The sequence below is a fragment of the Micrococcus sp. KRD077 genome (assembly GCF_017168505.1).
GTDB lineage: Bacteria > Actinomycetota > Actinomycetes > Actinomycetales > Micrococcaceae > Micrococcus > Micrococcus luteus.
Genome location: NZ_JABFAZ010000004.1, coordinates 21,766 through 36,005 on the forward strand (window position 1 = coordinate 21,766; position 14,240 = coordinate 36,005).

The window sequence follows — 14,240 nt, forward strand, 5'->3', positions numbered from 1 at the left end:
CGGCCGCCGTGCGTTCAGCGGAGCGCGCGGGCGCCCGCCGGGGGAGGGAGCCGTCAGATGCGGGCCTCGCCGCCGGCCTCGACGCCCGGGATGCCGTCGCCCTCGTGGCGCTTGACCTCGTCCTCGATGCGCTGGCCGATCGCGGTGTCCACGTTCTTCCAGTACTCGAAGGCGCGGGCCTGGACGTCCTGGCGGACGCCCTTCAGCGCGCCGGCCACGGTCTCCACGAAGTCCTCGCGCTCCTGGGCCGAGAAGACTTCCCGGACGAGGGTGCCGGCCTGGCCGAAGTCGTCGTCGTCCGCGCGCAGGGCCTGGGCCTCGCGGGTCAGGGTGCCGTCGGCCTCCCAGCCGTCGTCCACCGGGCCGGTCTCGTCCGACCAGGAGTCGCCGTTGGAGTTCGGCGCGTAGGTGGAGCGGTCGCCGGTGTGGTCGTACCACATCTGGCCGTCGAAGGCGTAGTTGTGCACCGCGTTCTTGGGACGGTTCACCGGCAGCTGGTTCACGTGGGCGCCCACGCGGTACAGCTGTGCGTCGTGGTACGCGAAGGCGCGGCCCAGGAGCATGCGGTCCGGGGAGAGGCCGATGCCCGGCACGGTGTTGCTCGGGCTGAACGCGGCGGACTCGATCTGCGCGAAGTGGTTCTCCGGGTTGCGGTTCAGGGTCAGCGTGCCGACCTTGATGCGCGGGTAGTCCTTCTTGGAGATCGTCTTCGTCAGGTCGAAGGGGTTGAACCGGTAGGTCTTGCCCTCCTCGTAGGGGATCGCCTGGATGTAGAGGTCCCACTTGGGGTGGTCGCCCTTGGCGATGGACTCGAACAGGTCCTGGCGGTGGAAGTCGGCGTTCTCGCCGGCGATCTTGGTGGCCTCGTCGTTCGAGAGGTTGTGCACGCCCTGCTGGGAGATGAAGTGGTACTTCACCCAGTGCTTCTCGCCCTGGGCGTTGACCCACAGGTAGGTGTGGGAGCCGTAGCCGTTCATCTCACGCCAGGTGCGGGGCAGGCCGCGCGGGCCCATCAGGTAGGTCACCTGGTGCGCCGACTCGGGGTTGTTGGTCCAGAAGTCCCACTGCATGGTGGCATCGCGCAGGCCGGAGTCCGGCAGACGCTTCTGCGAGCGGATGAAGTGGGTGAACTTCATCGGGTCGCGCAGGAAGAAGATCGGGGTGTTGTTGCCGACGATGTCGTAGTTGCCCTCCTCGCTGTAGAAGCGCAGCGCGAAGCCGCGCACGTCGCGCCAGGTGTCCGGGGAGCCGAGCTCGCCGGCCACGGTGGAGAAGCGCAGGAGGGTCTCGGTCTTCGTGCCCGGCTGGAACACGAGGGCCTTGGTGTACTTCGACACGTCCTCGGTCACCTCGAACTCGCCGAAGGCGCCGGAGCCCTTGGCGTGCGGGCGGCGCTCCGGGATGTTCATGCGGTTGAAGTGCTGGTGGGTCTCCAGCAGGTGGGTGTCGTGCAGGACGATGGGCCCCTCGCTGCCCACGGTCAGGGACTGGCGGTCGCTGACGGCCGGGGCGCCGTTCTGGCGGGTGGAACCGGTCGCGTGCGGGGTCGTCTTCTGGTACTCCGTCATGGAACTCTCCTTCGTCGATCGACGTCGGCCGCGCACCGATCGGCGCGGTGGGCGGCGTCATCCCCGATCTTGGCATATTTCTGAATCAGTCAAAAGAACCGCGTGCCGGGGTCGGTCGCCGGGGCCGCGGGCCGCCGTCGCGCAGGCCCGACGACGGCGCCTGGTCACTAGGATGGAGGGCACCGGAGCCTTCCGGCCGCACAGACCCCCGTTCGAAGGGAACCCCCGTGACGCAGACGCCCGACATCAACACCCAGCCCCTCGCCGAGGTGGACCCGGAGATCGCCGCGGCGCTCGCGGACGAGCTCGGCCGCCAGCGGGGCACGCTCGAGATGATCGCCTCGGAGAACTTCGTGCCGCGCGCCATCCTCGAGACGCAGGGCTCGGTGCTGACCAACAAGTACGCGGAGGGCTACCCGGGCCGCCGCTACTACGGCGGCTGCGAGTTCGTGGACGTGGCCGAGAACCTGGCCATCCAGCGCGCCAAGGACCTGTTCGGCGCCGAGCACGCCAACGTCCAGCCGCACGCCGGCGCCCAGGCCAACGTGGCCGTGATGACCTCGCTGCTGGACCACGGGGACACGATGATGGGCCTGTCCCTGGCGCACGGCGGCCACCTGACGCACGGCATGAAGCTGAACTTCTCCGGCAAGAACTACAGCATCGCCGCGTACGAGGTGGAGCCGGACACCCACCGCATCGACATGGACAAGGTGCGCGAGAAGGCCCTCGAGGCCCGGCCGAAGGTGATCGTGGCCGGCTGGTCCGCCTATCCCCGTCAGCTCGACTTCGCCGCCTTCCGCTCGATCGCGGACGAGGTCGGCGCCCGGCTCTGGGTGGACATGGCCCACTTCGCCGGCCTCGTGGCCGCCGGCCTGCACCTGAACCCGGTGCCGCACGCCGACGTCGTCTCCTCCACCGTGCACAAGACCCTCGCCGGCCCCCGTTCGGGCTTCATCCTCTCCACCGAGGAGCTGAAGAAGAAGATCGACTCCGCCGTGTTCCCGGGCCAGCAGGGCGGCCCGCTGATGCACGCGATCGCGGGCAAGGCCGTGGCCTTCAAGATCGCCGGCTCCGCGGACTTCAAGGAGAAGCAGGAGCGGACCCTGGCCGGCGCGCAGATCCTGGCCGAGCGCCTGACCGCCCCGGACATGGCCGAGCACGGCATCTCGGTGCTCACCGGCGGCACGGACGTGCACCTGGTCCTGGTGGACCTGCGCGAGTCCCAGCTGGACGGCAGGCAGGGCGAGGACATCCTGCACGAGGTCGGCATCACTGTGAACCGCAACTCGGTGCCGTGGGACCCGCGTCCGCCGATGACCACCTCCGGCCTGCGCATCGGCACCCCCGCGCTGGCCTCCCGCGGCTTCGGCGAGGCCGAGTTCCGCGAGGTGTCCGACGTCATCGCCGAGGCGCTGAAGCCGAGCCCGGACGTGGAGGCGCTGCGCGCCCGCGTCGTGAAGCTCACCGAGGACTTCCCGCTGTACGACGGCCTCGAGGGCTGGTGAGCCGCCGATGACCGCGAAGGTCCTGGACGGCAAGGCCACCGCCGCCGCGATCAAGGAGGAGCTGCGCGGCCGCGTGGCCGCCCTCGCCGAGCGTGGGTACACCCCCGGTCTCGGCACCCTGCTCGTGGGTGAGGATGCCGGCTCGCAGAAGTACGTGGCGGGCAAGCACCGCGACTGCGCCGAGGTGGGCATCGAGTCCATCCAGCGTGAGCTGCCCGCGGACGCGACGGAGGAGCAGATCCTCGACGTCGTGCGAGAGCTGAACGAGGACCCGGCCTGCACGGGCTACATCGTCCAGCTGCCGCTGCCCCGGCACGTGGACACCCAGAAGGTGCTCGAGGCCATCGACCCGGACAAGGACGCGGACGGCCTGCACCCCATGAACCTGGGGCGGCTCGTGGCCTCGGTCGGCGGCGAGCTGGACTCGCCGCTGCCGTGCACCCCGGCCGGCTGCGTCGAGCTGCTGCGCCACCACGGTGTGGAGCTGGCCGGCAAGCACGTGCTCGTGATCGGCCGCGGCGTGACCATCGGCCGGCCTGCCGGCCTCGTGCTCACCCGCCGCGAGGTCAACGCCACCGTGACCCTGGCCCACACCGGCACCACGAACCTCGACGAGCTGCTGGCGAGCGCCGACGTCGTGATCGCCGCCGCCGGCTCCGCCCACATGGTGAAGCCGGAACAGGTCAAGGAGGGCGTGATCGTCCTGGACGTGGGCGTCTCCCGCGTGACCGGGGAGGACGGGACGTCCCGCGTCCTGGGCGACGTGGACCCGGCCGTGAAGGAGAAGGCGGCCTGGATGGCGCCGAACCCGGGCGGCGTCGGGCCGATGACCCGCGTCATGCTGCTGGCGAACGTCGTCGAGGCCGCCGAGCGCGCCGCCGACGGCGAGGACTGGGCGGGGGAGCGGGCCGGCGCCTGACCTCTCCCCGCCCCGCGACGAACCCTGCGAATCGCAGGGTTCGTCGCCGAGGGGGCGGCGCGCGTCCGGGCGGGTGGTGCGCCTATGCTGTCGCCTTGTGAGTCACACCACTCTGCACGCGTCCCCCGGCGACGCCTCCGTCATCCGTGCCCGTGGGCTGCGCAAGCAGTACGGCGAGTTCCACGCCGTGAAGGGCATCGACCTGGACGTGCGTCCCGGCGAGTGCTTCGGCCTGCTCGGCCCCAACGGCGCGGGCAAGTCCACCACCATGCGCATGCTCGCGGGCACCTCGCAGCGCACCGCGGGCGAGCTGACCATCCTGGGCATCGACCCGGAGGAGGACGGGCCGGCCGTCCGTGCGCGCCTGGGCGTGGTGCCGCAGCAGGACAACCTGGACGAGGAGCTCACCGCCCGGGAGAACATCCTGATCTACGGCCGCTACTTCGGCCTGCCCTACTCATACCTGCGGCCCAAGGCCGAGGAGCTGCTGGCCTTCGCCCAGCTCACCGAGAAGGCGGACGCCAAGGTCACCGACCTCTCCGGCGGCATGAAGCGCCGGCTCGTGATCGCCCGCGCCCTGGTCAACGAGCCGGCCCTCTTCCTCCTCGACGAGCCCACCACGGGCCTGGACCCGCAGGCCCGCCACATCCTGTGGGACCGCCTCTACCGGCTCAAGGAACGCGGCACCACGCTGCTGCTGACCACGCACCACATGGACGAGGCGGAGCAGCTGTGCGACCGGCTCGTCGTCGTCGACGGCGGCGAGATCATGGCCGCCGGCACCCCCGCCGAGCTCATCCGCGAGCACGCCTCCCGTGAGGTCCTCGAGGCGCGCTTCGGCGCGGACCGCAACGAGGCCGCGGCCCGCACCGTCCAGGCCCACGCGGGTGACGGCGTCGTGCACCGCGTCGAGGTCCTCCCGGACCGCGTCCTCGTCTACGCCCGACGCGCGGACGACCTGCACGACGTCGTGCAGCGCCTCGTCGACGAGGGCGCCCTGCCCGCCCCCGCCACCACGCTGACCCGCCGCGCGAGCCTCGAGGACGTGTTCCTCATCCTCACCGGCCGCACCCTGGTGGACTGACCCGTGCCGTCCCCCACCACGACGACGGCCCCCGGCCCCGCCTCGCCCGGCCCGCGGTCCGGGACCTCGGCTCCGTCCGCCACGCCCGCCGAGCCGCTGCGCCCGCCGGTCACCGCGGCGGCGTCCGCGGAGCGTGTGAGGCGCCGCGGCGTCCTGCTCTACGCCGAACACCAGCTGCGGAACATGCGTCGCTACGGCGCGGTGCTGCTCGTCGGGGCGCTCGGCGAGCCCGTGCTCTACCTGCTGGCCATGGGCCTGGGCCTGGCCCAGCTCATGGGCGGGGGGATGCCGCAGGACGCCCTGGGCGGGGTCTCCTACGTCGCGTTCATCGCCCCGGCGCTGCTGGCCTCGGGCGCGCTGATGACCGCGTCCGTCGAGTTCTCCTACCCGGTGATGGGCGGGTTCCAGTGGCAGCGCACGTACTACGCGGCGCAGGCCACTCCGCTGTCTCCGGCGCAGATCGCCCTGGGCCACCTCGCGGCCGTGAGCCTGCGGTTCGTGTTCCAGGCCGCCGTGTTCCTGCTGGTGATGCTGGCGTTCGGCGTGGTCTCGAGCCCGTGGGCGTGGGTGCAGGTCCTCACCGCCACGCTCGGCGGGCTCGCCGTCGGCGCGCCGATCATGGCGTTCGCGGCCTCCCTGAAGGAGGACAAGGGCCAGTTCGCCACCCTGCAGCGGCTCGTGGTCATGCCCCTGTTCCTGTTCTCCGCCACCTTCTACCCGCTCGAGGCGCTGCCGGTGTGGCTGCGCTGGATCGGCTGGCTCTCCCCGCAGTGGCATGCCGCCCAGCTCGGCCGCGTGCTCTCCTACGGGATGGTCGAGCCGGCCTGGCTCACCGTGGTGCACGTGGCGTTCCTGCTGGCCCTCGCGCTCGGCGGGGCCTGGCTCGCGGTGCGGATCTACACGCGCCGCCTCGGCTGGGTCCGCGGCACCCCGGACCGCGACGCCGTCACGGCCGCCCACAGGGAGCGTGCCCCGCGCCTGGGCCGCCGTGCCGCGCGCACCGGGGCCGCCCGCGCCGACGTCGCACCCGCCGCCGCGCAGGCGGACCCGGCTGCGCCGTCGTCCTCGGTGGTGCGGGAACACGCCGTCGCCGTGCCGCCCCTGCCCGAGATCCCCGTGCGCCGCGGCCCGCTGGCCGGCGCGTACTCGGGCAACGTGCGCGCGGTGATGGAGCGGGCGTTCCTCTCCCTGAAGTCCAACAACTGGGTGGTGTTCTTCTCCGGGTTCTTCGAGCCCGTGCTCTACCTGGCCTCCATGGGGCTCGGGCTCGGTGCGCTGGTCGGCGACGTGGCCGGCCCGGATGGCACCCCCGTCCCGTACGGCATGTACCTCGCCCCCGCGCTGCTGGCGGTCTCGGCGATGAACGGCGCCATCTACGACTCCACGTGGAACGTGTTCTTCAAGCTGCGCTACGCGAAGACGTACCAGACCATGCTCTCCACGCGGCTGGGCCCGCTGGACGTGGCACTCGGGGAGATCGCGATGGCGCTGCTGCGCGGGCTGATCTACGCGGTCGGCTTCCTGATCGTCATGACCGTGGCCGGGCTCGTCACCTCGTGGACGGCGCTGCTCATGATCCCCGGCGCCCTGCTCGTGGCGCTGGGCTTCGCCTCCCTCGGCATGGCGGTGACGAGCTGGATGAAGACGTTCCAGCACATGGACTGGGTCCAGATCGTGCTGATGCCCATGTTCCTGTTCTCGGCCACGTTCTTCCCGCTCGCGGTCTACCCGGAGCCGATCCAGTGGGTGATCCGCGTGTTCCCGCTGTGGCATGCGGTGGAGATGATGCGCGCGCTCGCGGTGGGCGTGCTGAGCTGGGCGACCGCCGGCCACGTCCTCTACTTCGTGGTGATGGCCGGCGTCGGGGTGTGGCTGGCCGCCCGCCGGCTCGGCGCGCTGTTCCTGCGCTGAGGCCCCCGCGGGCCGGTCAGGCCGCGCGCGCGGCGCGGCGTCGCCGGACCACGTCCAGGGCCGCGACCACGGCGGTGAGCGCCCAGCACACGGCCACCATGCCCATGGCGGTCGAGGCCGCGTGCGCGTACGCCGCGGCCGACGGCGGCCCGGCGCTCTCGGCTGCGGCGCCGGCCAGGGCCGCGAAGAACGCGCCCGTCACCACGGACAGGCCCAGGGCGGTGCCGAGGCGCTGCGCCGTCTGGGCGACGCCGCCGGCCGCCCCCGCCTCGTGGCCGGCGACGTCGTCCATCATCAGCACCTGCGTGCTGGTGAGCAGCAGGGCCTGCGAGGCCGACTGCACGATCAGCCCCACCCCCACGATCCACGGCGACCACGCGCCGGCCGCGCTGCGCTCGAACGCGAGCGCCAGCACCCCCAGCGACACGAGGCCCACGAGGGCGCCGAGCAGCACGAGCACGGGCCCGCGCCGCTGCACCATCGAGCCCACCCACGGGGACAGGGAGGCCACGACGACGGCGCCGGGCAGACCCACGAGGCCGGCCTCGAGCGGCGTGAACCCCATGCCGCGCTGCAGGAAGATCGCCACGATCGCGAACACCGCCGGCATGGTGGCCAGGTAGATGGTGGACTCGAGCGCGCCGATCGTGAAGGACGGCCGCCGGAACAGGGTCGGGTCCACCATGGGCTGCACGCCGGTGGCCGAGGCCCGGGCCTTCACGCGCTTCTCCCACAGCCACCACGCCGTCACGAGCGCGGCGGCGAGCACCAGCAGCCAGGCGGTGCCCGGGACGATGAACGGCACCATGAGGCTCACCCCGCCGGCGCCGAGCAGCAGGGCGCCCACCGGGTCGAGCGCGGCGATCCCGCGCGGTCCGGGGGCGGGGGGCAGGCCGTGCACGCGGGTGGGCGGCGGCAGCCAGAGGGCGCCCATCGCGACGGCGGCCAGGCCCACGGGCACGTTCATGAGGAACGTGGAGCGCCAGCCCCACTCGGGGCCGAACGCGCCGAGGAACAGCCCGCCGAGCAGGGGCCCCACGGCCACGCCGAGGCCCACCACGGTGCCGAAGAGCCCGTAGGCCCGCCCGCGGGCGCGGCCGTGGAAGTTCGACTGGATGAACCCGATGACCTGGGGGTTGAACACGCCCGCGCCCAGGCCCGTGAGCAGGCGCCCGGCATTGAGCAGCAGAGTGTCCCCGGCCAGGCCGGAGAGCAGGGAGCCGAGCATGTACAGCGTGATGCCCGCCAGGAACAGGTTCTTGCGCCCCCACAGGTCGCCGGCGCGGCCCGCGGCCACGAGCACGGTGCCGAACGTCAGCGTGTACCCCGCCAGCACCCACTGCAGATCCGCGCTCGTGGCGTCCAGGCCCGACTCGATGGCCGGCAGCGCCACGTTCACCACGGACACGCTCATCAGCGCGAGGAAGAGCGGCATGAGCAGTGCGGTGAGGATGCGGCGCTGGTCAGGGGTGAAGGCCCCGGACGCGGGGTCGGCGGCGGGGGGCGGGGGGTCATCGCCTCAGGATAGGCACCGACGCGGGCCGCCCGATTCGGACCCCACCCCACGATGCGGGATGATGGAGGGCAGACCCCACGAGCCCCTCCGGAGGAGCACCCATGTCCCAGTCCCTGACCCCCGGTCCCGACGGCGCGCGCCGCGGCCCCCGCGCCGGCCTGCGCGTGGGATCGCTCGGCTTCGTCGCGATGATCGTCATCCTGATCGTGGCGATCATCTTCGCCGCGAACCAGAACGACGTGATCGGGTGGCTCGTGGTCGCCGTCGCCGCCGGCTGGCTCGTGTTCGCGGTGGTCGTGTACCTGCAGATGCGCCGCGGCGTCCAGGCCGCGGGCCGCAAGGTGGACACCGCCATGCAGAACGCCCGCGCCGACGTCGCCGCCCTGCGCGGCCGTGACGCCGACGCCGCCGCCCCCGCGGTGGCCCCGTCGGCGCCGGCCGCGGACCCCCTGCGGGACACCAAGCTGGACCACTCCTTCAAGATCGCCCAGGTGCAGGTGCGCGTCGTGCGCGAGCAGCTCGCCGCGGGCGAGAGCATGGACCGTGAGATGGTGGACCGTGCCCTGGAGACCATCGACATCACGGCCTCCAACGCCCGCGACATGATCAAGGAGTCCCGGGCCGGTGGCGCCGAGGGCCCGGTGAGCGGGACGGTGATCGGCTGATGACGGCGCTGCCCGAGAAGGACCCCGTCACCGGGAAGTACCCCGAGCCCGCCGAGGGCGAGCCCGTGGTGCACGCCAACGCCGGGGCGCCCAAGGCCGACGGCGCCGTGCGCGTGGCCACCGTGAACGTCAACGGCATCCGCGCCTCGCACCGCAAGGGCATGCGCGAGTGGTTCGCCGGCCGCGGCGTGGACGTGCTCACCCTCCAGGAGGTGCGCGCCCCCGCGGACGTCACGGCGCAGCTGGTCCGCGAGATCGTGGGCGAGGACTGGGACGAGGTGCACCTGGCGGACGCCGTGGCCGCCGCCAAGGGGCGGGCCGGTGTCGCGATCGCCTCGCGGTTCCCGCTCGGCGAGGTCCGCACCGGCATCGCCGACGCCGACGGGTACTTCGACGACGCCGGCCGCTGGATCGAGGCCGACCTGCGCCTGCCGGACGGCTCGCCGCTGACCGTGGTCTCGGCGTACGTGCACTCGGGCGAGGTCGACACCCCGAAGCAGGTGGACAAGTACCGGTTCCTCGACGAGATGGTCCGCCGCCTCTCCGAGCTGGCCGCGGGGGAGGGGCACGCCCTCGTCACGGGCGACCTCAACGTGGGCCACACCGAGCTGGACATCAAGAACTGGAAGGGCAACGTGAAGAAGGCCGGCTTCCTGCCCGAGGAGCGCGCCTACTTCGACCGGTTCTTCGGCGAGCTCGGCTTCACGGACGTGCACCGCGCCCTCGCCGGACCGGTGCCGGGCCCGTACACGTGGTGGTCCATGCGCGGCAAGGCCTTCGACAACGACGCCGGCTGGCGCATCGACTACCACATGGCGACCGCGGGCCTGGCCGAGCGGGCGACGACCGCCGTCGTGGACCGCGCCCCCAGCTGGGGCACCCGCTTCTCCGACCACGCCCCGCTCGTGGTCGACTACCAGTTCTGACCGTGCAGGAGAGACCCGAGGCTGAGATGACCATGAAGAAGAACTCCGTGCAGGACGTCCTGGCCCAGGACGCCGCCGCCACCGCCCACCTGGCCGGCGCGTCCGCCCGGCACCGCGTGCTCTCCGGCATGCAGCCCTCGGCGGACTCCCTCCACCTGGGCAACTACCTCGGCGCCCTCGTGAACTGGGAGCGCACCCAGGCCGACTTCGAGGCTTTCTTCTTCATCCCCGACCTGCACGCCATCACCGTGCCGCAGGACCCGGCAGCCCTGGCGGAGCGCACGCGGGTGGCTGCCGCGCAGTTCATCGCCGGCGGCATCGACCCCGAGCGCTCCACGCTGTTCGTCCAGTCCCAGGTGCCCGAGCACGCGCAGCTGGCGTGGGTGCTGACCTGCATGACCGGCATGGGCGAGGCCATGCGGATGACCCAGTTCAAGGACAAGTCCGCCAAGCAGGGCGCGGACGCGGCCGGCGTCGGCCTGCTCGCGTACCCCATGCTCATGGCCGCGGACATCCTGCTCTACCAGCCGCATGGCGTGCCTGTGGGCGACGACCAGCGCCAGCACGTGGAGCTCACCCGCGACCTCGCCCAGCGCTTCAACCACCGCTACGGCGAGACGTTCGTGGTGCCCACCGGCTTCTACCCGGAGACCGGCGCGCGCATCTACGACCTGCAGGACCCCACGTCGAAGATGTCCAAGTCCGCGGCGTCCCCGAACGGGCTCATCAACATCCTCGAGGAGCCGAAGAAGACCGCCAAGAAGATCAAGTCAGCGGTCACCGACGACGGCACCGAGGTGCGCTTCGACCGCGAGGCCAAGCCCGGCGTCTCCAACCTGCTGACCATCCTCTCCGCGGTGTCCGGGACGCCGATCCCGCAGCTCGAGGAGGAGTTCGTCGGCAAGATGTACGGGCACCTCAAGGTCGCGGTGGCGGACGCCGTCGTCGAGCGCCTGGCCCCCGTGCGCGAGCGCGCCCTCGCGCTGCTGGACGACCCCGCCGAGCTCGACCGCATCCTCGCCGCCGGCGCCGAGAAGGCCCGCGCCGTGGCCACGCCCGTGCTCGAGGACGTCTACGCCAAGGTCGGCTTCCTGCCGCCGCTGCGCTGAGCCGGGCCGCACCGGCCCCCCGACGACGGCCCGCGCCCCCGACCTGCGGGGAACGCGGGCCGTCGTGTTTCTCCGACTCGAGTCGGAGGCGGCGGCGGGTGCCCGGCTGTCAGGATGGGTGCACTGCCTCCGCTCCTGCCGCAGCGGGGGCGAGCCCCACCGACAGAGGAGTGCCGGAGCCATGTCCACCGCGGTCCCCATCCCCGCCGTCGCCGAGGTCCCGCCCGGCGCCGAGCCCGTCCTGGAGACGGAGAACCTCGTCAAGGTCTACGGTCGCGGGGCGTCCCGCTTCGACGCGCTGAAGGGCATCACCCTGCAGATCCAGCGCGGCGAGTCCCTGGCCGTCGTCGGCAAGTCCGGCTCCGGCAAGTCCACCCTGATGCACCTGCTGGCGCTGCTGGACCAGCCCTCCGCCGGCGTGGTGGCGATGGACGGCCGTCCCGTCTCCCAGCTCAAGGCCGCGGAGATCTCCCAGCTGCGCAACGAGCGGTTCGGCTTCGTGTTCCAGCAGTTCTTCCTGAACCCGAACCAGACGGTCCTGGAGAACACCGTGCTGCCGCTGAAGATCGCCGGCGTGGGCCGGGCCCAGCGCACCCGCCGCGGCATGGCGGTGCTCGAGCGGCTCGAGCTCGCGGACAAGGCGAAGAACAAGGCCACGGACCTCTCCGGCGGCCAGAAGCAGCGCGTGTGCATCGCCCGTGCGCTCGTGAACAACCCGACGGTGCTGTTCGCGGACGAGCCCACGGGCAACCTGGACTCCGCCACCTCGGCGGCCGTGGAGGACATCCTCTTCGGCCTGCACCGCGACGAGGGCATCACCCTCGTGGTGGTCACGCACGACGACGACCTGGCCGCGAAGTGTGACCGTCGCGTCGAGCTGCAGGACGGCGTGGTCATCGCCGACGAGCGCGTCGGCACCGAGCGGGACGGAGCGCGGGCATGAAGGCCACCGACGTCGCGGGCACGGCGCTCGCCAACACGATGCGCTCCAAGCTGCGCACCTTCCTCACCGTCGTCGCGATCGTGATCGGCGCATTCACGCTGACCCTCACCACGGGGCTCGGCGCGGGCATCAACAAGTACGTGGACAACGTGGTCGAGGGCTTCGGCAAGCCCGGCGAGCTGACCGTGATGAAGCAGCAGGACATGTCCTCGGCCGGTGCGGCGAGCGGTTCGCCCCAGGAGTACACGGAGCAGGACGCCGCCGGCGGCGAGATGTTCGGCATGCCGCTGCTCACGCAGGAGGACCTCGCCGCGATCGAGGACACCGAGCACGTCACCGAGGTGAAGACCTATCGGGTGGCCGAGCCGGAGTACATCCAGGGCCCGGACGACCGCAAGTGGCAGACCGGCTTCATGGGCAGCTCCGGCGAGATCGACATGCTCACCTTCTCGGCCGGCCGTGCCCCCGAGGCCGGCGCCGCGGAGATCGTCATGCCCGAGTCGTGGGTGGAGGACCTGGGCGCCGGCGACGCCGAGGACCTGGTCGGCACGGAGCTGACCGTCGTGGCGGCGACCCCGCTGCAGGAGCACAAGTCCGTGACGGCCACCGTGGTCGGTGTGACGAAGGCGGCCGCGTCCGGTGCGGGCACCGCCCCGACGCCGTCGGAGTCGCTCGAGCAGGAGATCTACGACATCACGACGGAGGGCCTGCCGGAGTCGCAGCGGAACACCTACTTCCAGGCCACGGCGATCGTGGAGGACCCGGAGGCGAACGAGGACGCCGTGAAGCAGGCGCTGGCCGACCAGGGCCTGCTGGCGCAGACCCTCGAGGAGCAGCTCGGCGTGATCCGCGGCATCATCGACGCCGTCACGTGGGTGCTCACCGGCTTCGCGCTCATCGCGCTGCTCGCCGCCAGCTTCGGCATCATCAACACCCTGCTCATGGCGGTGCAGGAGCGCACCCGGGAGATCGGCCTCATGAAGGCCCTCGGCATGACCGGCGGGAAGATCTTCGGCCTGTTCACCATGGAGGCCGTCGTGATCGGCCTGCTCGGCTCGCTGGTCGGCATCGGCCTGGGCGTCGCCGTCGGACTCATCGCGAACCAGGTGTTGACCACCGGCCCCCTCAGCGGCGTCACCGGCCTGGTCCTGTTCGCGGTCAACCCCCTCGCCCTGCTGCTGATCCTGCTGCTGATCGTGGCCATCGCGTTCATCGCCGGCACCTTGCCCGCCCTGCGTGCGGCCCGGAAGGATCCCATCGAGGCACTGCGGCACGAGTGATCCTGCCACCGCGCCCGTCACCGCCACCACCGTCACCGAGGAGCACACCATGACCACCGATCGACCGAACCCGAACCCGGAGCAGCCCGCCGTGGGCTCCCGCTACGGCACGCAGCCCTACGCGGCCCCGGGCTATGGCGCCCAGCCGGGCAGCCCGTACGGCATCGTCCCGGAGCCGGCCGCGTTCCCCGCGCTCCTGACGCTGACGCTCACGTCGCTCGCGCTGTACGTGCTGTCCTCCCTGCCGGCCCTGTTCGGCGGCGAGGAGAGCATCGAACGCATGCGGGACTCCCTTCGCCAGAGTGGCCTCACCCCCGAGCAGGTGGAGGAGATCGCGCCTGTCGTGGGCGCCTCCGTGACGGTGGGCACGATCATCGTCCTGCTCATCGGCGTGGCCCTGTACGCCCTGGTGTACTTCAACCTGCGCGGGGCCAAGAACTGGGCCCGCATCCTCGGCATCGTCGTCGCGATCCTGGGCACCCTCAGCGCCGTCGGCGGCATCTTCTCCTTCGTGACCTACCCCGGCATCGGCGGCGTCCTGGCCTCCGTGCTGAGCCTGGCGCTGGTGATCGTGAACATCCTGTGGCTGGTCAAGGCCTTCAACCCGCAGGTCGCGGCCTACACCCGTCAGGGCCGCCGCGCCTGATCCCGACGCCGTTCGCCGGCGGCGAGTCCGGGGTCGCCAGCCCTCGCCCCGGCGTCGGCCAGCGGAGACCATGGCGACATGGCCTCCGATCATCGACCCCCGCATCCCGTGTCCCCCCACCCCGACGACCTGGACGGCGGCGGGCGGCCCGTGGTGGGCCCGGAT

General features: G+C 72.0%; 12 protein-coding genes. 10 read left to right on the forward strand and 2 right to left on the reverse strand.

The annotated features are described in order from the left end of the window. Positions 1–53 precede the first annotated feature (53 nt). A complete protein-coding gene (locus J1M39_RS01550) occupies positions 54–1,568 on the reverse strand; it encodes a catalase (protein WP_102708606.1) in 1,515 nt (504 codons plus the stop codon). Between the two features lie 227 nt (positions 1,569–1,795). Between J1M39_RS01550 and glyA the strand changes: the two genes are divergently transcribed. The 4 genes from glyA to J1M39_RS12500 all read left to right on the forward strand — a co-directional run bounded on the left by glyA (position 1,796) and on the right by J1M39_RS12500 (position 6,990). Next, the gene (glyA, locus tag J1M39_RS01555; RefSeq protein WP_063188973.1) at positions 1,796–3,076 is read left to right on the forward strand and encodes a serine hydroxymethyltransferase; all 1,281 of its coding nucleotides are present in this window, start codon (positions 1,796–1,798) and stop codon (positions 3,074–3,076) included. A 7-nt stretch (positions 3,077–3,083) separates the two neighbouring features. Next, the gene (locus J1M39_RS01560) at positions 3,084–3,995 is read left to right on the forward strand and encodes a bifunctional methylenetetrahydrofolate dehydrogenase/methenyltetrahydrofolate cyclohydrolase (protein WP_203552521.1); all 912 of its coding nucleotides are present in this window, start codon (positions 3,084–3,086) and stop codon (positions 3,993–3,995) included. A 97-nt stretch (positions 3,996–4,092) separates the two neighbouring features. After that, the gene (locus tag J1M39_RS01565) at positions 4,093–5,079 is read left to right on the forward strand and encodes an ABC transporter ATP-binding protein (protein ID WP_036338212.1); all 987 of its coding nucleotides are present in this window, start codon (positions 4,093–4,095) and stop codon (positions 5,077–5,079) included. A gap of 3 nt (positions 5,080–5,082) precedes the next feature. After that, positions 5,083–6,990 carry an ABC transporter permease gene (locus J1M39_RS12500; protein WP_206496405.1) on the forward strand — a complete coding sequence of 636 codons (1,908 nt, stop codon included), beginning with the start codon at positions 5,083–5,085 and terminating at the stop codon, positions 6,988–6,990. Between the two features lie 16 nt (positions 6,991–7,006). Here J1M39_RS12500 and J1M39_RS01575 read toward each other — a convergent pair whose 3' ends face one another. Next, positions 7,007–8,425 (reverse strand): MFS transporter, encoded by a 1,419-nt coding sequence (locus J1M39_RS01575; RefSeq protein ID WP_241253786.1) that lies wholly within the window; start codon positions 8,423–8,425, stop codon positions 7,007–7,009. A gap of 182 nt (positions 8,426–8,607) precedes the next feature. On the opposite strand from J1M39_RS01575, the gene J1M39_RS01580 reads away from it, so the two are divergent. From J1M39_RS01580 to J1M39_RS01605, 6 genes are all read left to right on the forward strand, one after another. Beyond that, a complete protein-coding gene (locus J1M39_RS01580) occupies positions 8,608–9,171 on the forward strand; it encodes a hypothetical protein (protein WP_061866937.1) in 564 nt (187 codons plus the stop codon). Further along, positions 9,171–10,097, forward strand: a complete 927-nt coding sequence (locus tag J1M39_RS01585; RefSeq protein WP_002856592.1) for an exodeoxyribonuclease III — start codon at positions 9,171–9,173, stop codon at positions 10,095–10,097. Before J1M39_RS01580 ends, J1M39_RS01585 begins: the two co-directional genes overlap by 1 nt. A 26-nt stretch (positions 10,098–10,123) precedes the next feature. Then, complete coding sequence (gene trpS / locus J1M39_RS01590; RefSeq protein WP_002856591.1) at positions 10,124–11,206, forward strand: tryptophan--tRNA ligase; 1,083 nt, start codon at positions 10,124–10,126, stop codon at positions 11,204–11,206. 181 nt (positions 11,207–11,387) lie between these two features. Next, on the forward strand, positions 11,388–12,149 hold the full coding sequence (locus tag J1M39_RS01595) for an ABC transporter ATP-binding protein (RefSeq protein WP_049145557.1): 762 nt from the start codon (positions 11,388–11,390) through the stop codon (positions 12,147–12,149). Continuing rightward, the gene (locus tag J1M39_RS01600; RefSeq protein WP_101965725.1) at positions 12,146–13,429 is read left to right on the forward strand and encodes an ABC transporter permease; all 1,284 of its coding nucleotides are present in this window, start codon (positions 12,146–12,148) and stop codon (positions 13,427–13,429) included. The genes J1M39_RS01595 and J1M39_RS01600 overlap by 4 nt, the downstream gene beginning before the upstream one ends. Before the next feature lie 49 nt (positions 13,430–13,478). Continuing rightward, complete coding sequence (locus J1M39_RS01605) at positions 13,479–14,075, forward strand: hypothetical protein (RefSeq protein WP_041105172.1); 597 nt, start codon at positions 13,479–13,481, stop codon at positions 14,073–14,075. The last annotated feature ends 165 nt before the right edge of the window (positions 14,076–14,240 follow it).